13 protein-coding genes and 1 pseudogene are annotated in these 21,363 nt (G+C 61.6%); 3 read left to right on the top strand and 11 right to left on the bottom strand.

Features of this window, described 5'->3' with window-relative positions; all coding sequences use genetic code 11:
* Positions 1-45 precede the first annotated feature (45 nt).
* The 4 genes from PQR40_RS20175 to PQR40_RS20160 form a co-directional block, all read right to left on the bottom strand.
* Positions 46-1,668: a tetratricopeptide repeat protein gene (locus PQR40_RS20175; protein ID WP_408509732.1), complete on the bottom strand. Its 1,623-nt coding sequence runs from the start codon at positions 1,666-1,668 to the stop codon at positions 46-48.
* A 107-nt stretch (positions 1,669-1,775) separates the two neighbouring features.
* Positions 1,776-10,322 carry a glycoside hydrolase family 94 protein gene (locus tag PQR40_RS20170; protein ID WP_408509747.1) on the bottom strand — a complete coding sequence of 2,849 codons (8,547 nt, stop codon included), beginning with the start codon at positions 10,320-10,322 and terminating at the stop codon, positions 1,776-1,778.
* 56 nt (positions 10,323-10,378) lie between these two features.
* Positions 10,379-10,516 (bottom strand): hypothetical protein, encoded by a 138-nt coding sequence (locus PQR40_RS20165; protein ID WP_408235343.1) that lies wholly within the window; start codon positions 10,514-10,516, stop codon positions 10,379-10,381.
* A 401-nt stretch (positions 10,517-10,917) separates the two neighbouring features.
* Positions 10,918-11,220 (bottom strand): hypothetical protein, encoded by a 303-nt coding sequence (locus PQR40_RS20160; protein WP_408393662.1) that lies wholly within the window; start codon positions 11,218-11,220, stop codon positions 10,918-10,920.
* A gap of 20 nt (positions 11,221-11,240) precedes the next feature.
* Between PQR40_RS20160 and PQR40_RS20155 the strand changes: the two are divergent.
* Positions 11,241-11,492 (top strand): annotated as a pseudogene (locus PQR40_RS20155) (nuclear transport factor 2-like protein); the annotation flags it as partial.
* 85 nt (positions 11,493-11,577) lie between these two features.
* Here PQR40_RS20155 and PQR40_RS20150 read toward each other — a convergent pair.
* From PQR40_RS20150 to PQR40_RS20130, 5 genes are all read right to left on the bottom strand, one after another.
* A complete protein-coding gene (locus PQR40_RS20150; RefSeq protein ID WP_408235340.1) occupies positions 11,578-12,594 on the bottom strand; it encodes a 1-aminocyclopropane-1-carboxylate deaminase in 1,017 nt (338 codons plus the stop codon).
* 660 nt (positions 12,595-13,254) lie between these two features.
* Positions 13,255-13,857: a helix-turn-helix transcriptional regulator gene (locus PQR40_RS20145; RefSeq protein WP_408235337.1), complete on the bottom strand. Its 603-nt coding sequence runs from the start codon at positions 13,855-13,857 to the stop codon at positions 13,255-13,257.
* 257 nt (positions 13,858-14,114) lie between these two features.
* The gene (locus PQR40_RS20140) at positions 14,115-14,888 is read right to left on the bottom strand and encodes an ATP-binding cassette domain-containing protein (protein WP_408235334.1); all 774 of its coding nucleotides are present in this window, start codon (positions 14,886-14,888) and stop codon (positions 14,115-14,117) included.
* Positions 14,885-15,859: an ABC transporter permease subunit gene (locus tag PQR40_RS20135; protein WP_408509731.1), complete on the bottom strand. Its 975-nt coding sequence runs from the start codon at positions 15,857-15,859 to the stop codon at positions 14,885-14,887. The genes PQR40_RS20140 and PQR40_RS20135 overlap by 4 nt, the downstream gene beginning before the upstream one ends.
* 83 nt (positions 15,860-15,942) lie before the next feature.
* Positions 15,943-16,923, bottom strand: a complete 981-nt coding sequence (locus PQR40_RS20130) for an ABC transporter substrate-binding protein (protein WP_408509730.1) — start codon at positions 16,921-16,923, stop codon at positions 15,943-15,945.
* Positions 16,924-17,002: 79 nt separating this feature from the next.
* Here PQR40_RS20130 and PQR40_RS20125 point away from each other — a divergent pair, with 79 nt between their 5' ends.
* Positions 17,003-17,602, top strand: coding sequence for a cupin domain-containing protein (locus tag PQR40_RS20125; RefSeq protein WP_408509729.1), 600 nt, complete (start codon positions 17,003-17,005; stop codon positions 17,600-17,602).
* Positions 17,603-17,773: 171 nt separating this feature from the next.
* Here PQR40_RS20125 and PQR40_RS20120 read toward each other — a convergent pair whose 3' ends face one another.
* Both PQR40_RS20120 and PQR40_RS20115 read right to left on the bottom strand, forming a co-directional pair.
* Positions 17,774-19,105 carry a chloride channel protein gene (locus tag PQR40_RS20120; RefSeq protein WP_408509728.1) on the bottom strand — a complete coding sequence of 444 codons (1,332 nt, stop codon included), beginning with the start codon at positions 19,103-19,105 and terminating at the stop codon, positions 17,774-17,776.
* 221 nt (positions 19,106-19,326) lie between these two features.
* Positions 19,327-19,701 (bottom strand): MAPEG family protein, encoded by a 375-nt coding sequence (locus tag PQR40_RS20115; protein ID WP_408235319.1) that lies wholly within the window; start codon positions 19,699-19,701, stop codon positions 19,327-19,329.
* Positions 19,702-20,099: 398 nt separating this feature from the next.
* Between PQR40_RS20115 and PQR40_RS20110 the strand changes: the two genes are divergently transcribed.
* Positions 20,100-21,320 carry an MFS transporter gene (locus tag PQR40_RS20110; RefSeq protein WP_408235316.1) on the top strand — a complete coding sequence of 407 codons (1,221 nt, stop codon included), beginning with the start codon at positions 20,100-20,102 and terminating at the stop codon, positions 21,318-21,320.
* Positions 21,321-21,363 lie beyond the last annotated feature (43 nt).

Genomic DNA, 21,363 nt, shown 5'->3' with positions numbered 1-21,363 from the left:
TCGCGGAGGGTGGCTTCTCCGAAGTCATCATCTCCCCGCCTCCCTTTACCCTGCGAATGTCCTGGCGCACGCATGCCGTACCTGTTCGATAACCGCAGGCCATTTCCCGCCCAAAGGCTGGCGGAACAGGCGAATCGTCTCGGGATACCAGGGGGAGTCTGTGCGTTCGTGCATCCAGCGCCAGTCGACCTCCTCTGCCGGCAGTATGACCCAGCACGGCGTACCAACCGATGCGGCGAGATGCGCAATCGACGTATCCACACAGATGACGAGATCGAGTTGCGCGACGATCGCGGCGCTATCGGCCATATCCGCTACGTCAGACCCGAGATGCAGCAATGGTTGGCCAACAGGCGGCGATTGGGCCTCGTCCTCGCCCTCACCCTTTTGCAGACTCACGAAACTGACGCCCGGGATGCTCCAGAGTGGCGCCAGCATCGCAAGAGATCGCAGCGACCGGTTTGCATCGTTCTGATGTTGGGCGCTGCCTTTCCATACGAGACCGATCCTGCGACCGGAAGGAAGTCCTGCGAGGCGCGCGCACCAGGATTCGACGAGCGACGGGTCCAGTTCCAGTCGGACGGGCGGCGGGATCGTTTCCATCGTTGTGCCCATATACAGCGGCGCGCTCAATGGGCTCGTCCAATAGTCGTAATTCGCCGCGGCCGCCCATCCTGCCTCGTGAGTCAGCACCACGTCTACGCCCTCAACCGCAGCGAGGAGCCGGTGCAGCGCGGGAGCGCAGGCGAACGCGATTTCGGCCGCCCCTTGCACCTTGAGAAGCGAAAAGTAGCGGCCAAAATGAATCGCATCGCCAAGTCCGCCCTCCTGCCAGACCAGCAGCTTTTTTGCTGCCAGCGCTTCGCCGCGCCAACGGGGACGGTTAATGACTTTCTGCGTCTTATGTTGCATGGACCTGGGATCCGCGTGACGCTCGTCATATAACCGCCATCCTTCCTCGAAGCGCCCCATGCTGATTAGCAGGATGGCCAGAGCGAACTTCGCCATGGGGTAATCGCCGCGAATCGAGAGCGCCTGCCGGTAGGCGGCCTCGGCTTCCGGCAGGCGTCCGAGCTCCTTCAGTACGTTGCCGAGGTTGCTGTAGCCCATGATGAAGCCAGGGCTCGTTTCAACTGCCCGCTGATACGCTTGCGCGGCTTCGCACCAACGGCCGAGCGGCCTTAGCACGACGCCGAGGTTGTAATGAAACTCAGCGCGATCAGGGCACATGAGCGACGCTTGCCGATAAGCCGCCTCTGCTTCGGAGAAGCGCCCCTGGTCCTGCAGCATCGACCCAAGCTGGTTGTGGACATCGGCAAGATCTGGGCGGACTTCCAGCAATTGCCGAAAAAGCACCTCCATGTCATGCAGGCGGTTGAGTCCTTTCAGCAGGGTGCCGAGATTCATGTACGCGTCCACGAATCCCGAGTCCGCTTCGATCGAACGGCGCCAATACGACTCGGCATCGCCGAGCAGGCCCAGGCCGAGCGAACTGACCGCTGCGATCTGCAACGCCTCGGCCAAAAGGTTGTCCGCTAACGGCGGCTGCATCTCGAGCAGCGGCTTCACCTTCTCCAGGGCATCGGTGAATCTTGCCGATTGATCTGGTTGCGCTGTCGGTCCGTTGTTACCCGTGTCGGCGGGCTCACCGTCAGATGATGAACGCATAGTGGATAAGAGCGATTAGAACGTAACGTTTTGTATTTGCGCTGGATAGCATGCGTGCATATCAAATCGAAGAACCGGCGACAATCAGCGTTAGCATGAAGGACTCGTCACACGACCTGCTCGCCCGAATCCACGTCTTCACTCACGCCGGAACACAACGAAATCACGAGTTTATGCGACCCGGCATCAAGCGGCACGCGCACCCGTCCATCACCACATTCGACATGCGCGCCGTCGAGCATCGCACGCATCGCACCGCGCTCGTCAGCGGCTTCGACGCGGACCTCATATCGCGTCGAATGCATCGTCACGGTTGCTTCAAACCCTGGCCATGTGTCCGGAATACAAGGATCGATCACCAGAAAATCCCCCTCGCGACACATTCCAAGAATACCCTCGACGCCCGCCCGGTACATCCATCCAGCGGATCCCGTGTACCAGGTCCAGCCACCTCTCCCGGCATGCGGCGCCACGGAATAGACATCGGCGGCAACGACATAGGGTTCGACCTTGTAGCGGTCGACTTCCATCGGTGTGCGCGCATGGTTGACCGGATTAAGCAGTGAAAACAGCGCGGCGGCCTTGTTGCCATTGCCCATTTTTGTGAACGCGAGGATCGCCCACATTGCAGCGTGGCTATACTGCCCGCCGTTTTCACGAAGCCCCGGCGGGTAGCCCTTAATATAGCCGGGATCGTGCAACGTTTTATCGAACGGCGGCGTGAACAGCAAAGCAAGCCCGTCGTCTCGACGGATAAGGCGCTTTTCCAGCGAGGTCATCGCCAACGCCGCGCGCGCCGGATCTGCCGCGCCTGACAGCACAGCCCAGGACTGGGCGATCGAATCGATCTGACACTCGTCACTGTCTTTCGAGCCAAGCCATGTGCCGTCGTCAAAGGTCGCGCGGCGATACCATTCGCCGTCCCACGCATCGCGCTCCAGCGCCTCGCGCACCGACACCGCATGAGCGTGCCAGCGCGCGGCGCGGCCAACCGAAACCGCATCGCGCGATTCAGCCAGCGGAGCGAACAGCGCAATAGTCCGCAATAGCAGCCAGCCGAGCCAAACGCTTTCTCCCTTGCCGTCCGCGCCGACGCGGTTCATCCCGTCGTTCCAGTCACCCGTGCCGATCAGAGGCAAACCATGCTCGCCGGTCAATTCGATGCATTGATCGAGGCCGCGCGCGCAATGTTCGAACAGTGACGCGGATTCATCTGCGACCATCGGCTGGAAAAACGCATCGTGCTCGCCGGGCCGCAGTGGCGGTCCATCGAGAAACGGCACGATCTCGTCGAGAATCGCGACGTCGCCCGCACAGCGGATGTACGTTGCCGTCGCGAACGCGAGCCACACGCGGTCATCGGAAATCCGCGTGCGCACGCCCTGCCCCGACTGGGGCAACCACCAATGCTGGAAATCGCCTTCGACGAACTGCCGCGCCGCGGTGCGCAGCAAATGCCGCCGTGTCTCCTCCGGCTGCGCATGAGTCAGCGCCATGCCGTCCTGCAATTGGTCGCGGAACCCGTATGCACCGCTCGCCTGATAGAACGCCGAGCGCGCCCAGATACGGCACGCGAGCGTCTGATACAGCAGCCAGCCGTTTAGCATCAGGTCCATCGCGCGGTCGGGGGTCTTCACCTGGACGGTACCGAGCACGTTCTCCCAATGGCTCGTCACTTCGCTGAGAACAGCGTCGAGATCGGCCTTGCGATAGCGCTCGATCAACGCCCGAGACTCTTCGACGCCAACGCATTGCCCGACGAACCACACCACTTCGACGATCTCGTCCACGCCCAATTCAATCACGCGCTGCAGCGCCGCGCATGGATCGAGTCCCGCGCCGGTTGCGCCAGACAGCAGCGCGTCGCCGGTCAGCGCGGCGGGTGCCGCAGTCCGGCCGTTGCGGCCAAGAAATTCGGTGCGATCCGCCGTCCACGCGGTCTGCCGGCCGCCGAGGTCGGCGAACGCCACACGCCCAACGAACCCCATGCTCCACGGATTGCGCGCCAGCATCGCGCCGGTAGCGGAGTCGATTTCCGTCACGATGAAGGGTCCCGATGCGCCGCGCGATGTGCCGAGCACCCATTCCATCCACGCCGTCACGGACAGACGGCGCGGCATGCCGGACAGATTGCGCAACGTCAGCCGGGAAATCTTCAGCGGGTCGGCGAGCGGCACGTATTGCAGCAAGTCGAGCGCGATGCCATTCGCCTCGTGCTCGAAGCGGCTGTAGCCATGCCCGTGACGCACGACATACGTCCCGCCATCGCGGATCGGCAGCGCGGTGGCGCCCCACACATCGCCACTGACCTCGTCGCGCACATAGATGGCTTCGCCAGTTGGGTCTTCCACCGAATCGTTCGACCACGGCGTGAGTTGATTCTCGCGGCTGTTTTCGGCCCACGTGTAACCGCTGCCTTCCGCCGCGACCTGAAAGCCAAAGCCGGGGTTCGCGATCACGTTGATCCACGGCGCGGGTGTCGTGGCGCCCGCCGCGAGAATGGTCACGTATTCCCGGCCGTTTTTATCGAAACCGCCCAGACCGTTGAAAAACTCGAGCCTCGCCGGAACCGAAGAAAGCGCACGCGGCAGATGAGGCGCCGCAGGCCACGGCGACGACATCGGCGGCTTCGGCCGGCGCAGCGCCGACGACTGCCCCTGCGACTGCGGCAACCGGGCGAGCTGGTCGGCGATTGAACCGCGACGTGCGATCAGCGCGACACGCGCGACCGATTGCAGCAGCGCACGCGCCTCCACGCTCATCAAATCGGCGCGCAGCGTAAAGACCGCCCCTTGCGCGAGTTCTTCGCCGAAACGCGGCCGCGTCTGGCTGCTACGCACGGCCGTTTCGATCGCGCCCTGCAGTTCCTGGATATACGACGAAGCCCGTTCGTTGATGATGACGAGATCGACGCCCAGCCGCTTCATCCGCCAGTACTCGTGTGCCCTCAATAACTGCCGGACCTGCGCGATGTCTTCGACGTCGTCGATACGTAGCAACACGATCGGCAGGTCGCCGGAAATCGCGTGCGGCCAGAGGCCCGACTGCGCGCCGCCCCCGCGAATGATCGTGTCCGACGGCGCCCTGAAACGCGCATCGGCATAGATGACGGGCGCTGCGAGGCGCTGAAAATCCGCCGCCTCTTCGGCTTCGATGTCGAGATGGCGCAACTGTACCTGGGCCTGCGTCCAGGCTAGCGTTTTGGCACGATCGAACGCGTTGCGGTCATGGTGTTTGTCGATCAGATCGAGCAATAGCGCTCGCGACTCGGCCACCACGGTCCAGAACGTCACACGTGCGACCTTGCCCGGCGGCACCAGCACGCGATACCTGAGCGCAAAGACCGGATCGAGTACGGTCCCGGTGGTGTTGGTCAGCGGCTGATCGCCGAAGATCGCCGCTGCCGTGCCGGCGTTGCGCCCACGTCCCAGAAAGCGCGCGCGATCCGATTCGTACTGCGGATCGGCGACGATCTCGCAGTCGACAACCGCGAAATGCGCAGCCCACACCTGTTTTTCATCGTGCGAACGCGGACGGCGCGTGGCCACCAGCGCGCCGAATTCCGCGAGGTGCTCGGTCTGGACAAACATCCGCGAGAAGGCCGGATGCGCGTTGTCGGCGGCGGGTGTCGCGAGCACGATTTCGGCGTAGGAAGTCAGTTCAATCTCGCGCGCGCGGCGTCCGCTGTTTGCCAACGATACACGTCGAACTTCGCCGTCTGCTTCACCGGAAACCAGCACGTCCATCGTCGTTGTCAACGAGCCGTCGCGGCGAATGAATTCCGCATGGTCCTCGCCGAACACCACCTCTTCGTACTCGGCTTCGCTGCCAGCCGGCTGTTCGCCTGCCGACCACACGTGGCCGCTCTGCGTATCGCGCAGGAAGATGAATGAGCCCCAGTCGTCGCGGGTTGCGTCTTCGCGCCAGCGCGTCACGGCCATGTCGCGCCAACGGCTGTAACCGGCGCCGGTCGCAGTCAGCATGACTGCGTAGCGCCCATTTGACAGCAGGTGTGTCACCGGCGCAGTCCCGGCCACAGCCGACGCCGCGAGGCGCCGTACGGTCGGTGGCAAGACGCCGGCGACGGCTGCTGACGTGCTCACCTCTTCGGCACGCGGATGCGCAACGGCGACATTGCGCGGCATACGTTCCTGCAGCAACAGTTCGCTCGCCTGAATCATGGGTTCGCGATGAAAACGTGCACGCATCTGCGCGTCGAGTAACGTGTTCGCGATCGACACGATCGTCATGCCCTGGTGGTGCGCCATGAAATTGCGCACGATCGCAACGTCCTCGTTGTCCGGCAGCCGCGAGCGGGTGAAATCGAGTGCTTCGTAGAAACCATATTGACCTAGCGCGCCCAGCGCGGCGAGTTGTGCGTAGTTCTCTCGCGCGGCTTGCGGGTCGACCATCGCCGCCAGCCCCGTTGCATACGGCGCGATCACGCGGTTCTCTGAAAGCCCCCGCTTGAGGCCGAGACCGGGCACGCCGAAATTCGAATACTGGTAGGTAAATTCGATATCGCGCGCGTTGTACGCCGATTCCGAAATGCCCCACGGAATGCCGAGCGAACGCCCATACGAGGCTTGCCGTTCCACCACCAGACGGCTCGTCTGCTCGAGCAGGCTGCCGACAGGCGCGCGCATCACCAGTGACGGCATCAAATATTCGAACATCGACCCCGACCACGAGATCAACGCCGAGCCGTTTCCTACTGGCGTCGCGGCGCGACCGAGACGGAACCAGTGACGCGTCGTCACGTCACCTTTCGCGATGGCGAACAGGCTCGCGAGGCGCGCTTCGGACGCCAGCAGGTCGTAGCAGTTCAGGTCGAGGCTGTTGTCGGATTGCGAATAGCCGATCGATAGCAGCTTGCGTTCCGGATCGAGCAGGAACGCGAAGTCCATTTCGAGCGCCATCGCGCGCGACGTATCGGCGAGCGACTTCAGGCGTGCCTGCAGAAGATCCGGCGCTTCGGCGAAATGTTGCCGGTCGCGGGCATGTTCAACCACGCTTTTGCTCAACGCGTCGATCCAGAACATCAGGTCAGCAGAACTGTTGTCACCGCCGGCGGGCGTCAGTTCACGCGTTGCCTTCGCGGCCTTTTCCGTCAGCCGCGTGAGCGACGGGGACAGCGCTTCGAGCGTCTGCGGGCCGTGCAACTGCGTGCTGATCTCTTCGAGGATCGCAACCAGCTGCTTGCCACGTTCACCGCCTGCGGCCGGCAGCGCGTCGATGGCTTCCAGCGCGAGTTGCAGGTTGTCCACCATGCCGGGACGCCCGGCCGGCGCGAGCAATTCATGCGGCCACTCTTCGCAGGCGTTGGCGAGAACGATCAGATGACCTGCCAGATTGCCGCTGTCGACCGACGAAACATACGCAGGCGCCAGCACCTGAAGATCGAGCGTCCCGTACCAGTTATAGAAATGCCCCTTGAAACGCTTGAGCTTGTGCATCGAAGCGAACGCCGCTTCGAGTCGTTCGACGGTTTCCGTCGTCCCCGCCCAGCCAAAATCGCGCGCGGCTATCGCCGACAGCAGATAGAGTCCAAGATTGGTCGGCGAGGTACGGTGTGCGACGACTGGCTTCGGATCTTCCTGGAAATTGTCGGGCGGCAGCATGTTTTCTGCCGGTGTAACGAAGGTCTCGAAGAAACGCCACGTACGCCGCGCAATGAGGCGAAGGCTGCGCGCGTCCGGGTCCGCCATCGCGAAACGCCGCGCGACGGTCGGCGAACGGCTCGACCACAGCGCGAGCGCCGGCGCGGCAAGCCATAACAACGCAAACGGCAGCACGAGCGGCCAGTGCGACGGTGCGAACGCAATCGCACCCGCCGGCAGCACGAGGCCGAGCGCGATACCACCTGTCATCTGCCGATAAAAGCCACGCAGATCGAGGCGCGGGCTGCCCTTCGACTGCGCAGCGGTCGTCCATTCGAGCAGTCGGCGATGCGTCACGAACAGCCGTATCAGCGTCCGGACGATCGCATCGCCCATGCGCCATGCCTGGTCAGCGAGAAATGTGGCCGACAGAACGGTTTGCAAGGCGGCGAGCCGCACGTCGGCAGCCAGCACGTCCAGATGATTGCGCAAATGGATGCCACTGCGGCGCGGCAGGATCGCGAACAGCGTCGGCAGGAAAGCGGGGATCGCGAGCGCGCCCAGCATCAGCAGCGCGCCTGCAATCCCGGCACGGATCGGCATCAGCCAGCACAGGCCGAGCGCGGCGACCATGAAGGGAGCGAACAGCGAACGGCGCAAATTGTCGAGCATCTTGAAGCGGCCGATCGACGGCATCGCATGTCGGTCCCGGCCACGATGGCCGACGATCCATGGCAGCAATTGCCAGTCGCCACGCGTCCAGCGATGCTGCCGCTTGCCAATCACGTCGTAACGGGATGGCACTTCCTCGACCACCTCGACATCCGACGCCAGCCCGGCGCGCGCAAAAATCCCTTCGAACAGATCATGACTGAGCAACGCGTTTTCCGGCACACGTCCATGCAAAGCCGCTTCAAACGCATCGACGTCGTAGATGCCCTTGCCGGTATACGACCCTTCGCCGAACAGGTCCTGATAGACATCGGACACAGCCGCCGCGTACGGGTCCATCCCGCCGGGACCAGAGAAGACCCGCTGATGCAGCGAGCCTTCCTGGCCGACGGGCAGCGACGGTGTGACACGCGGCTGCAGAATCGCGTAACCGTTGATGACGCGTTGTTCTGCATCGCTAAATGTTGGCCGGTTCAGCGGGTGCGCCATCTTGCCGATTAGCCGAAGCGCGGCGTCTCGTGGCAGACGCGTATCGGCGTCGAGTGTGATGACGTAGCGCACGTCGGACGGTACCTGCGGCGCACGGCCGGCGATCGGCATGAAGGTCGTATCCGTCGCCCCGCGCAGCAGGCGGTTGAGTTCGTGCAGCTTGCCGCGCTTGCGTTCCCAGCCCATCCATTTGTTCTCGCTCGCGTTGAACACACGGCGGCGGTGTAGTAACAGGAAGCGGCTGCCACCCGGGCCTGGCTCGTAACGGCGGTTCAGCGCTTCGATGGCTTCGGCGGCCACGGCGAGCAGATGCGCATCGCTGGCCAGCACTTCCTGATCCGCATCGAGTCCATCCGCCAGCAACGCGAAGGACAGGTCCCCGCCGGCTCCCGCGAGGTGATGCACCTCAAGACGTTCGACCTGCTCGCGCAGATCGGCTTCGTTTGTCAGGAGCGTCGGCACGGCAACCAGCGTACGCAACGAGGACGGCACGCCGGCAGTCAGTTCGAGACCCGGCAACGTGATCGCGCCGAAACTCCATGTCACCGTGCGATTGATGAGCGCGGTCGCGATCTCGGTGACGGGCAAGAATCCGCATACAGCAAACAGCACCAGTATTCCGGGTTCGAGACCGCTCGGCGCGAGTGTCCACATTGCCCACAACGCCAGCGCGAGTAATGTCGCGGCGAGCGCCAGGATCGTGCCGACGTAACCCCCGATGCCGAGGCGGACGTTGAACCGCGTGATCCGCAGACGCGCCGGCGGACGGAATCCGATCGCCTGCTCCAGTGCGCGCCGGCCTTCGGCGATCAGGTGATAGCCGGGGTCGCCGGCGCGTTCCGCATGCGCGGCATCGCCGGCCTCCAGTAGCGCCGCCTGCGCCGATTCCAGCGCCAGCCTGGCAACTTCGAGTTCGGTGAAGGACGAGCCGCGCGCCAGTTGCTCGATCGCGCTGCGATACAGATTACGCGTCGGAAAATCCATCGTGGCAAAGCTGCTGTTCGCGCGCAAGCTGGCGTCGACAAGACTCACACTCTCGAACAGTTCCGTCCAGTCAATGTCGGAAATCAGCCGCATGCTGGTGATCACATTGCGCACGGTGACGTTCGACGCGCCCTGCCGCTGCTGCGCGTGTTGCACGACCTTGTCGACGGAGACGCCCTGAAGCTTGAGCCGCTCCTCCAGCCAGCCAAGTGCCGGCGTGGTGCGCGGATCCTGGTCACGCAGCCGTTTAACGAGCTGTGCCGCGAACAGCTCCGACAACATGTCTGAGGAGCGCGTGGAAATGTCCGCTTCGAGCGCCGACCGGGCGCTGCCCGATTCGAGCAGACGGTCGGTGAGCGCGTCGGCGTCGGCGCGTGCGCTGCGGCCTGCAGTGATCTGCTCAGTCAGGCGTCGCAGGTTCTCGATCAGCACGATGCGCAACGTAATCGCCACGGCCCACAATTCACCGATCGTCAGCGGCTGAACCCGCTGATACGCGCTGATGAAACGCCGCAGGATCTGCGGGTCGAAGTGACTGTCGGTATGCGCGACGAACGCCCACGCGAGACCAAACACGCGCGGGTAGCCTGCGAACGGGCCGGCGGCAAGCTTGGGCAACTGACGGTAGTAGCCGGGCGGCAAGTCGTCGCGAATCTCGCGGATCTGCTCCTCAACGAGATGATAGTTGTCGAGCAGCCATTCCGCGGCGGGCACCACGCCCCGGCCGCTCTCCAGTTCTTCGGCGCTCGCACGGTAGGCCGCTAGCAGAACGGCGGCATTGTCGTTCAATCTCGTATGCAGAGAAAAAACGGCAGGTGGTGTCTTTGTTACCGGTTGTGCGGCAGCGAGGCTTTCCGCATGCTGCTCGAGCCGTTCGACGCCGAACAGCTCCTCGCGCACCGGCGCCATGTCAGTCCATGGCGGCGACAGCGAGCGACGTCCCGTGACATATCGAAGGATCGCTTTCACAGGCGCACTTCCTGCGATGTTGGTGAGTTCGGTGAGTTCGGTGAGGTGAACCGGTCGCTGTGGCGTGCCACGTTAGCGACGCGCAAATCGTTCGCCATCGTTGTATCGGCGGACAGTTCATTGAGTTGGGACATGATCGGATCTTCCTTCGGGGAGGCCGGACCACGCGTGTCGCGTGCTGCAAGCCTCCGGAATGTGGCTTGATTCACGGGTGCGGGGGGACGCGCGAGGAACCGTCAGGACGAAAAAGCAGGTGTACAGCGTCTGCGGGCATGATCCGCGATGACGGCCGCTAGCGCGGCCGAAAAATTCCGCCGGAATGATACGGATATCGGGAATGCATCAGTGCACCCCCATATGCAAACCGCTAACTGGCGTTTAGCGGCGCACTAAAACGTCGGATAGACGCCGATCAGACCGATGCGGCAAGGAATGAGAGAAAGGAGCACCTGCGCAGCCCTCCAGGCGCAGTTCCTGGCTGACCACCCGGGCAGGGTGGAGCAGAAAGGACACGGATCCGTGCCCCGGGTGTCTGCTATTTCTTCTTCGCAGGTGCGCTGGCCACGGCGGTCTTCGGCGCAGTCGCCAGGGACACACCCGCCGCAGGAGAGATCACTTTTTTGGGTTGTTTGGGCTTTTTGACCTCGCGATTACCGCGCATCGTGCTCTTCGCCAACATGTTTCTCCTGATTTGCCCGTCGCGAAGCGACAGCCATGTCGCGCAGTTTGGGCGCATCTGGTCACTCTGTCGCGATTTTTCTTTTAGATGTCCGCTGCGCGCCTGCCGGTCAAGTTCCGAAAACGCACTTCCCAGGATCAGGCACGGAGGCGGCCACATGCCCGCGCTCGGATTTGGCACGTTGCCTCGGGCGAATTAATTTGCAGGCACTGCGGAGTCATCATCCAGATAAGCCATCAGGTTTCGATGTCAGGCGAATTCAAGGAGAAGGTAATCTCTGGGTCACGGAATACACCATAACCTACAAGCGGCGAACGGCCTACACGGTCAGCATTATGGAGTTCCGCAACGGCAAGGTCGTTCACGAGACCCAGTATTTTTCGGAATCCTTTGAGGCACCGGCTTGGCGGAGTCGATGGGTCCAGCCGATCGCGCGACGTCGCGTTGCGGCGAGATACGCCCTGACACCTATCGCTCGTGCCCGACTGCGAAAGACAATCGGGCACAAGCAGGGCTTCAGCCGTTCTTGAACAGGAAGCTATAAGCATTCAACGCGGGCACCCCGCCGAGATGCGCATACAGCACGCGCGAGCCATCGGGAAACTCTCCTCGCCGAACCATATCGATCATGCCCTGCATCGATTTACCCTCGTACACGGGATCGGTCAACATGCCCTCCAGCTTCGCGCTGAGTCGAATCGCCTCGAGCGTACCCTCCGACGGAAGACCATATTCAGGACCGCCATAGCGCGTATCCAATACCACGTCCTCGTCGCGAATTGGGCGGCCAAGCTCCACGAGCTCGGCTGTGTGGCGCGCGATGCGTAGAATCTGATTGCGCGTCTGTTCCGGTTTTGCTGACGCATCGATGCCGATCACCCGGTCAGCACGGCCATCCCTCGCAAAGCCGACCACCATGCCGGCCTGCGTGCTGCCCGTCACCGAACAGACGACGATGTAGTCGAACCTGAAGCCAAGTTCGGCCTCCTGCGCCCGCACTTCCTCCGCGAATCCGACGAACCCCAGTCCGCCGAGCGGATGTTCGGAACATCCGGCGGGAATCGGATAAGGCTTCCCGCCGGCATCGCGAACGCTTTGCATCGCCTGTTCCCAGCTGGGGCGGATGCCGATGTCGAAGCCGTCGCTGACCAGTCGCACGTCCGCGCCCATCATGCGCGACATCTGGATGTTGCCCACGCGGTCATAGACAGCGTCCGAGTAATTGACCCAGTTCTCCTGAACCAGCACGCACTTCAGACCAAGATGAGCAGCGACGGCTGCTACCTGCCGGGTCTGGTTCGACTGAATGCCGCCAATCGACACCAGTGTGTCGGCGCCCTGTGCCAATGCATCGGGAATGATGTATTCCAGCTTGCGCGTCTTGTTGCCGCCGAACGCCAGACCGCTATTGCAGTCTTCCCGCTTGGCGTAGAGGTGAACTTTGCCTCCGAGGGATTCGCTCAGGCGAGGCAGCGCATGGATCGCGGTAGGACCAAAGGTCAGCTTGTGACGAGGAAAACGATCAAGGTTCACGCAAGTTCTCCGAATGGATAGGACGGTGGACTTCGTCGCCGGACATCTCATGTCGACGGCATACCATCAAATCTTAGAGAAAATCGTGCGAAACATGGTTGCGAATATTTTGGTTGTGACCATCTATTGATGGTGTTTTATCGCAATACAGCAAACTGAAATTTCTTCCAGAATATTGAAAACGAAACAAAATTGCGTACGCAAATTTGCGTATCAGACGTGCCCCGCCTTGAACCTGATCGAACCGGCAAGGAGATCCCGCGCGCGTCAGAAAGACTCATCAACCCCGAACGTCGCTTTGGCTGCCAAGGTCGCGTTGAGTCCGCCAACGTGCCTTCCTGCGACGAAGCAGGACGACGTCAGCACATGTGCGACCCGATCGTCACCCCTCTGATTAGCAGGATAGGTTGGGCGCGCTGTTTCGAGTAGCATCAGTCCCTGCATACCGGCTTGACTGTGTCGTCGGCAGTTTTGGAAGCGCGACCGTTAAGCCACAATAATTCGAAAGAGCCGGAAACCTGAGAGAACAAGACGAGAGCCCGGAAAACGCGTGCAAAAGCGGCGGGCTCAGCGTGGGAAAAGCCACTCCACAATACCTACTCGCGAGGCTAGCGAGTACCCTCGTGCGCGGGCGGTCGTCCCACGTGGGAACAGCCGCGCCTACCTGGCGCCAGGCTGGGCGGTGCCATTGGAAAGATGCTTGAGCCACAGGCTCATTAAGCCCGCTCGTCCTCGCACACCGTATTTGCGGAAAATCCCGGTGATATAGGAATGTGTGGTCGATGCGGCGAGGCCAAGTCGCTCGGCGATCTGTTTCTCGGTCGCCTCGGTGAGCAACAGCTCGACAACCTTGCGTTCGTACGGAGCAAGAACAGACAACAACGCTGAGGGTGCGGACTCCCGGCGACGGAGTTCTGTCACGTCGCGGGCTACACCGACGCGCAGGCGCTCGTGCTCCATCCAGCGTGCGGACCACGTGACGTAGACGTCGCTTCCATTCTTATGACGATAGCGGTTCTCAAAGCCGACCCGCTTGCGGCCGGCGAGGACCTCCTTCGCTTCCTTGCGCGTGGCGTCCTGATCGGCTGGGACCACGAAATCGATGATGAACTGATCGACAAAATCGCCCGGCACATAGCCAAATATATCCTCGCATGCAGGACTGGCATGGCGTATACGTCCCTGCTCATTCACGAGGAAGATTGCGTCGGGCGAAAAATCCGCGGCAGCGGTGACAAGATCTTCGATGAGTTCGCGTTTCATGGCCGGGTTGACTCCTGCGCATCCGGATCGCGCCTGGGACACCACTTCGCGTGATGCGTAAGAAATGGGAAGCAGGCTGCATTGGAGCGTCAGGGTAACGCGATACCAATATATGGTCAATTTTACTTGGCGAGTAGGCGGGCTCGCCAAGATGGCGGAGAAATTTCCGATCGCCACCCATAAATTGGGGCAATTTGATTAAGCCCCCTCCTGGTCACGGTGTTGCATCAGCAATAAATAAGGGGCGGATACGGCGCTCAGTGGTCCGATCTGCGCGCGTTCGCGTACGTGTCCCCCACCATCAGATGCACAATCTCGTCGCCGTTAGTCCCGGCTACAAGCCGTTCGCCAGCGACCTCGCCGCGCCGCAGCACAACGATGCGATCGGCAATGGCGAAGATGTCGTGAAGGTTATGCGAGATCAGAATCACGGAGACGCCCTGGGCTTTCAGCGCGGCGATCAACTCCATCACCTTGCGTTGTTCGGGTACGCCGAGCGCGGCGGTGGGCTCGTCCATGATCAGCACGCGCGCATTCCAGTAAATGGCTCGGCCGATCGCAATCGCCTGCCGCTGGCCACCCGAGAGCATCTTCACCGGACCGCTGAGCTTACGCTCGGGAATCACGATGTCGAGACGCTCGAGCACTTCGCGTGCAACCTGCGCCATGCGCGGCCGGTCGATCACCTGAAGCCCGAATTGGCGGCGCGTCGGCTCGCGCCCGAGGAAGATGTTGCTCCCGACATCGAGGTTGTCGGCAAGCGCAAGATCCTGATAGATCGTCTCGATCCCCTGGGCGCGAGCGTCCTGCGGGTCGCGCATCTGCAAGGACGCGCCGTTGAACAGCAGGTGGCCCGCGTCCGCGCGGTAGACCCCGGAGATGATCTTGATGAGGGTCGACTTGCCCGCGCCATTGTCGCCTGCGAGCGCCAGCACTTCGCCCGCCATTAGTCGCAGCGAAACGCGCCGGAGCGCCTCCACGCCGCCGAAGCGGATCGAGATGTCGCGCGCCTCGAGGATCGGCGTGCTCATTGGGCACCTCCGAGACGTTCTTTGTACTGGTCGATCAGCACCGACATGATGATGACAATGCCGACCACGATGAACTGCCAGAACGCATTGACGTCGATAAATACCAGTCCGAACTCGATCACCGCGATGATCAACGCGCCAATCAGCGTGCCGATGACATTGCCGGTACCGCCGAACAGACTCGCGCCGCCGATCACGACCGCTGCAATCGAATCGAGAAGCATCGGCTCCCCGGCGTTGGCGGCACCCGCAGCAAAGCGCGCCGTATAGACGATGCCGCCGATCGCGGCAAACGCAGCGGCGATCAGATAGATCACCAGCAGATGGCGCCTGACATTGATGCCGGCGCGGATCGCCGATTGTGGATTGCCGCCGATTGCATAGGTGTACTGGCCAAAACGCGTCTTTGACAGCACGAAATGCATGATGACCAGCAAAACAGCGGTCAGCGCCACCGGAATCCAGCCGCGGCCGAGCCACGCGAGTCCGGCATTGTCTACTGCCACCGTCATGCCGCTTCCCGCCGCGAGAAAGCCCACACCTCGTGCGACACCATACATGCCGAGCGTGCCGATGAAGGCGGGTACACCGAGCCGCGCGATCAGTACGCCGTTGACGAGGCCCGGAATCGCGCATACCGCGATGGTCAGTGGAATGGAAAACAGCAGGATCCACGGCGAGCCGCTGCCCAATATCGTGAATTGCGCGACACACACGGCGGCCAGTCCCATGACAAATCCTACCGACAGGTCGATGCCCGCGGTGATGATCACGAACGTCTGACCGATCGCGAGCAGCAGCGGCGCGCTGGCCGCCAGCCCGATCGACTGGAGATTGTAGACATTGAAGATGAACGAGCGATGATCCGAGATCCGCGCCCAGACTTCGAAAAACACCAGTAGCGCACAAAGGAAAATCCAGGGCCACACCTTGCTGACCAGTGCGAGCCGGTCGAGCCGTGAGTTATCCATAAAGTCGTCCGGGAAATCGGCAGCGGTATCCACGTGCGCGCATCGGCGCACGCGGGGATAGGTCCTCGTTCGACAGCGCTTGCCTAGTTCGAATAGATGTACTGCTTCATGTCCGGCTGGTCGATGTTCGTCTTGTCGAGCACCACGAAGCCCGTGCTCTTGAAAGGCGGAATCTTCTTGCCGCGAATCACGTCTGCCGCGAACTTCACGCCGTAATAGCCGATCTCATCCGGGCGCTGCGCAATCGCAATGTCCACGAGGCCGCTTTTGATCTGCTGGTCGATGCCAGGCACGGCGTCGAACACCACGACCTTGACCACGCCCTGCTTGCCGGCCGCCTTGACGCCTTGGGCAGCGCCACTGCCGGAGAAAGTGTTGGCGCCAAACACGCCAGCAAGGTCGGGGTTGCGCGCTAGCACCGCGGCGACGTGGGATGCAGCGCGGTTCGCATCATCCTCGTTATATTGCGTTTGCAGCACCTTGATGTTTGGGTGCTTCTTCATCTCTTCCTGGAAACCCTCGGCGCGCGCATCGGTACTTGAGATGCCCGGCTTGTTGTTTTCGCAATAGACCGTACCCTTGTCGCCGATGGCCTTCGCGAGCGAGCGCGCCGCAACGCGGCCGCCTTCCAGGTTATCCGAAGCAATATAGGACAGTGGGAAATCCGCGTCGCCCTTGCCGGTCTGATAGTGCCCATCGCCGATATACGTATCCACCGTGATGACCTTGATGCCAGCGTCTGCCGCTTCCTTCAGTGGTCCGATCAATTGCTGCTTGTCGACCGGTGAAACCAGCAGTACATCCGGATGTTTGGCAATGAACGCCTTGAGGATCGGCACCTGCTCGGTGGTGTTCCATGCCTTGGGCACCTGGAATAACAACTGGACGTGTTCTTCATTCGCAGCCCGTTCGGCGCCGCGGTGCATCGTGAAGTAGAAAGGATCGGTGACGCCCGGCAGCAACGCGACGACTGGATGCGCGGCATCCGCATGCGCCGGCCCCGCGAACGAACAGGCCATGGTCGTTGCGAGTGCAACCAGATAGTGGGAAACGAAGCGCTTCATTTTTGTCTTCCTCCTGTTGAGTCCGACGAACGGCGCCTGAGCTGATTCGTTCTGACCTTCCAGTGACGGCGTCCGGCAGTTGGCCAGTATACTGGCGGGTGTCAGCAGCGAGCCTGGTGTTTTCCAGCATCGCTTCCGCATAACTCCGCCGATGGACGCGGTTTGCCGCGGTCTCGCAGACGCGGTCTCATACCTGCCAGGCGCAGTGGCTTTGATCGCCGCGGCCACGTTCGAACAACCCCAAGTTTCTGGGTTCGTCACCAGCGAAGTTTTATGTGGACATACGCAGACCGAAAGGCGACACGACATGACTCACGATCCATCGACGGCGCCACAATTTCGCTGGAGCGATTCGAACGACGTCCCCTGGATACCTTCAACGCTCGCAAAGGGTGTCGAAGTGAAAAACCTGGGCAAGGCGAACGGCCGCGCAATCCAGCTCGTGAGATTCGCACCCGGAGCAGCGTTTCCCGATCACCTTCACACCGGCCCTGAGTTCATCTATGTCCTGGAGGGCGAAGTGACCTGGAACGGTCGAGTGCTAGGGCGTGGAAACGTCGGGGTGGCGGAAACGGGGACGGTCGAGCGCGGTTTTCACAGCATGACCGGGTGTGTGTTTCTGCTCGCGTACGACCTCGATCAGATTTTGGATTCGGTGAGGCCGGCATCGGGTCAATAAAGGTCGCACGACCCGGACGTGCTTGAGTGCCTCATGCCGCTCCACGAAACCATCAGGTTCTTGCGCTTCGGCAAGGATCACATGATGGTAGCGGCTCGCCTTCGCGGCGCTTCGGATCTGCATGCCTTGGGCGATACGGCACGTCATGCCACACCGTCAAAGACAAAAAACCTATCGCGCTTTGCCCGCCCCACCCCAATTGAAACCAGAACCAAATTGCATTGCCGGCGCCCACTTCGCGCACGCCTGAAAACTCAACGCGGCACCGCCGACGGCGAACAACACCGGAATCAGAAAGTCGTGGCTTACCCGGGTAAATTCAAAGACGAGAACAACAGCCGTAATAGGCATCTGCATCGATGAAGCCAGAAACGCCGTCGCGCCGACAACGGCGAAAGCGCCTGGAGAAGCGCCTGGCCAGAACAGGCTCCAGGCCCCGCCGAGCACGATCGCCAGCAAGGCGCCATTCGCGAGCCCGGGCGTCAACAGACCGCCTTCAGCGCCCGCACGCAAACTACTCGCGGTAATCACCACCTTCAGCACCAGCAACATAGCCGCGAGACTCATCGTCAAGCTGCCATCGAACGCCATTCCCGCGGGCCCTTTGCCATTGCCGAGCAACTGCGGAAAGTGCATCGCCAGCACGCCGATGATCGCGAAGTTCAACACCGACAACACAGGCAGGCGCCAATCCCTGGGCGCTTCAGCACGCGCGCGTTTGGTCAGTTCGGTAAAGCCCCACGCCGCAGCACCGAAAATCGGCCCACATACCACGGACCACACCACCAGCGATGTACTCAAGGTTAACGGCGGCACCAGATACTGATGTTCATTGCCCAGACCGAGTTGCGCGACCAGCGCCGCCACCGCCGACGTGACGACCGCCGGCACGAGCGCCTTCCAGCCGAATGTGCCCAGCAAGACCTCGAGCACGAACACCGCGCCGCCAAGCGGCACGTTATAAACAGCGGCAAGGCCCGCTCCGGCCCCGCACGCAACCATGATCCGGCTCTGTTCGACCGATAAGCCCGCGCGGTGGGAGAGCCAGCCGGCCAGCACCGAGCCGATCTCGCGAGGCGCGACTTCGCGCCCGAGCGGCGAGCCCAGTGCCACCGTCACAATCTGCAGTAACGCATGCACGATGGTGCTCAGCACAGGCATACGCGGATCGTTAGACTTGACGGCCTGACGAATGCTGACGAGCGGCCGCCCGAAGCGATACAGCAACCACCAGCCGAGCCCCGCCACCAATCCGCACGTCATCAGGACAAGCAGGCGCCGCTCAGGTTCGGCGCCGGTGACACCTTGCAGAAAACTCTCGCTGCTGATCACGTGCGTCACGCTGTAGCCGTATGCGAGGTGCTGAATGGTGTGCAGCAGCAAGGCAAGCAACATGCCGCCGAGACCGGCGCCAATGCCCGTGAGCAGCGTGACCGTGGCAAACGCCATCAGCGGCTTTTGTGCGCGCCGCACAGGCGCTGAAGTGAGTGATTTGAGTGACATGGCGCGTCGGGACCGGCGACATTAATAAGATGACAACGATCTTATTCCGCGCCGCAACATGAGTCCAATTAATTTTTCTGCTCGACTGATGCGTTATTCACATAAGTAGCGCATGCCGGTCCCCTTCAACAGCAGCGCAAGCGCGCTCGAGCCCATCCGCATCGTGGGAGCCGACGAACGACGCGCGCATCCGCCAGCATCGCCCCACGCTTCGCCTTACCTCAGTTCACTGAGACGAAAAACATCGACACCACGCACGCGACGCCGACAAACCACACCAGCGAACGCAACGACGCCAGGTTCGCCACATACAAAACGCCGTGCAACACGCGCGTGACAACAAAGGTAATCGCCAGCCAGTTGATCCACGGGCTCGATCCGCCCGCCTGCCCCGCGACGACGACCGCAGCGGTGAACATCGCCAGTGCTTCCCACGCGTTCTGATGCGCAGCGTAAGCACGCGCGCGCCAGCCTTCGAGGCCCGAGAGATAGGTGCGCGGCGCGCCATTGTCATAGCGCTTGCTGACCTTCGCCAGCATGATCCAAGGAAACGGCAGCACAACCACGATGAGCAGGCATAGATGCGGAATCGTCATTCGTTAGTCCCTTTGTATGCGCGGCGTGAATGCCGCGAGCCGCTGTTATACCTGCAGGCATCCGCTCCCGCCAACCTGAATCCCGCGAGTGCCACCTCTACCCGACACTCGAATCCGGAGAACCGGACCGCTGTTCTCAGAAGCGAAATAAACATTACAAATAACAAACAAAGAAGCAAACATGATTAATACGATAATTACATTTGCCAAACATTTTCCATGCATCGAGATTCAGCATGAAATTCGCTCCAGGGATTAATACGGATAAACGCGGGTTCATTCATGCAAGCGCTTAACGCTCGGCGTACACTCGCTCGAAGCCCGCACCACGGGGCGCACGGGGCTGCAGAGCCGCCCGTCGTCAAACACGGGTTATTGGAGACTCAGGAGAACAATCAATGAGCTGGACACGGGAACAGAGAAACGTCACGATCGCCGCCTATCTGGGCTGGACCCTGGACGCATTCGATTTCTTTCTAATGGTGTTCGTATTGAAAGATATCGCGGCCGAATTCAATACAAAAATCCCGACGGTTGCCTTCGGCATCATGCTGACCCTGATAATGCGTCCAGTCGGCGCATTGATTTTCGGCTGGCTCGCCGACAAATACGGCCGCCGTCCGACGCTGATGGTCAACATCGCGTGCTTCTCGCTGCTGGAATTGCTGTCCGGCTTTTCGCCTAACCTGACCACCCTGCTCGTGCTGCGCGCCCTGTTCGGCATCGCAATGGGCGGCGAATGGGGGGTGGGCGGCGCACTGACGATGGAAACCGTGCCGCCGAAGTCGCGCGGCATCGTCTCAGGTCTCCTGCAAGCCGGCTACCCGAGCGGTTACCTGCTCGCCTCGGTCGTGTTCGGCGTCTTCTATCAATACATCGGCTGGCGCGGCATGTTCTTCGTCGGCGTGCTGCCAGCGCTGCTGGTGCTGTATGTGCGTGCGCACGTGCCGGAATCGCCCGCCTTCAAGACGCTCGAGAAGAAAACACGTCCGGGTCTCATCGCCACGTTGAAACAGAACGTCGGGCTGTCGCTCTACTCGATCGTGCTGATGACCGCGTTCAACTTCTTCTCGCACGGTTCGCAGGATCTGTATCCGACCTTCCTGCGCGTGCAGCATCAGTTCGACGCGCATACGGTGTCGTTGATCACGATCACGCTGAACATCGGCGCGATCTGCGGCGGCCTGTTCTTCGGTTTCATCTCGGAGAAGATCGGCCGCAAGCGCGCGATCTTCATCGCCGCATTGATCGCGTTGCCGGTGCTGCCGCTGTGGGCTTTCTCGTCCACGCCCGTGCTGCTCGCGGTTGGCGCGTTCCTGATGCAGATTTCCGTGCAAGGCGCATGGGGTGTGATTCCGGTGCACCTGAACGAAATCTCGCCCGATGAAATTCGCGCGACGTTCCCAGGCCTCGTGTATCAGCTCGGCAATCTGATCGCGTCGGTGAACGGCCCGCTGCAGGCGAGCGCCGCCGAAGCGCATGGCAACAACTACGCGCTGATCATGGCTGTCGTGATCGGTATCGTAGCGGTGGTCATTGCCGCGCTGATTCCGTTCAGCCGCGAACGCCGCGGCATCGACATGACGCAGTCGGCGAAACAGGTTGCAGCACAGCTTTAAGCGTTCGAACTAAACAGCTATTTCGACGCCGCGTTATCGGGCA

It is taken from the genome of Paraburkholderia sediminicola, assembly GCF_046026855.1.
GTDB lineage: Bacteria > Pseudomonadota > Gammaproteobacteria > Burkholderiales > Burkholderiaceae > Paraburkholderia > Paraburkholderia sediminicola_A.
This window is presented reverse-complemented; position numbering and strand designations above follow the sequence as displayed.

What these genes read in the sequence shown, in the direction of transcription:
- PQR40_RS20175 (WP_408509732.1), bottom strand. Translation starts at nt 1,668, where the DNA reads ATGCGTTCATCATCTGACGGTGAGCCCGCCGACACGGGTAACAACGGA.
- PQR40_RS20170 (WP_408509747.1), bottom strand. Translation starts at nt 10,322, where the DNA reads ATGGCGCCGGTGCGCGAGGAGCTGTTCGGCGTCGAACGGCTCGAGCAG.
- PQR40_RS20165 (WP_408235343.1), bottom strand. Translation starts at nt 10,516, where the DNA reads ATGTCCCAACTCAATGAACTGTCCGCCGATACAACGATGGCGAACGAT.
- PQR40_RS20160 (WP_408393662.1), bottom strand. Translation starts at nt 11,220, where the DNA reads ATGTGGCCGCCTCCGTGCCTGATCCTGGGAAGTGCGTTTTCGGAACTT.
- PQR40_RS20145 (WP_408235337.1), bottom strand. Translation starts at nt 13,857, where the DNA reads ATGAAACGCGAACTCATCGAAGATCTTGTCACCGCTGCCGCGGATTTT.
- PQR40_RS20140 (WP_408235334.1), bottom strand. Translation starts at nt 14,888, where the DNA reads ATGAGCACGCCGATCCTCGAGGCGCGCGACATCTCGATCCGCTTCGGC.
- PQR40_RS20135 (WP_408509731.1), bottom strand. Translation starts at nt 15,859, where the DNA reads ATGGATAACTCACGGCTCGACCGGCTCGCACTGGTCAGCAAGGTGTGG.
- PQR40_RS20130 (WP_408509730.1), bottom strand. Translation starts at nt 16,923, where the DNA reads ATGAAGCGCTTCGTTTCCCACTATCTGGTTGCACTCGCAACGACCATG.
- PQR40_RS20120 (WP_408509728.1), bottom strand. Translation starts at nt 19,105, where the DNA reads ATGTCACTCAAATCACTCACTTCAGCGCCTGTGCGGCGCGCACAAAAG.
- PQR40_RS20115 (WP_408235319.1), bottom strand. Translation starts at nt 19,701, where the DNA reads ATGACGATTCCGCATCTATGCCTGCTCATCGTGGTTGTGCTGCCGTTT.
- PQR40_RS20110 (WP_408235316.1), top strand. Translation starts at nt 20,100, where the DNA reads ATGAGCTGGACACGGGAACAGAGAAACGTCACGATCGCCGCCTATCTG.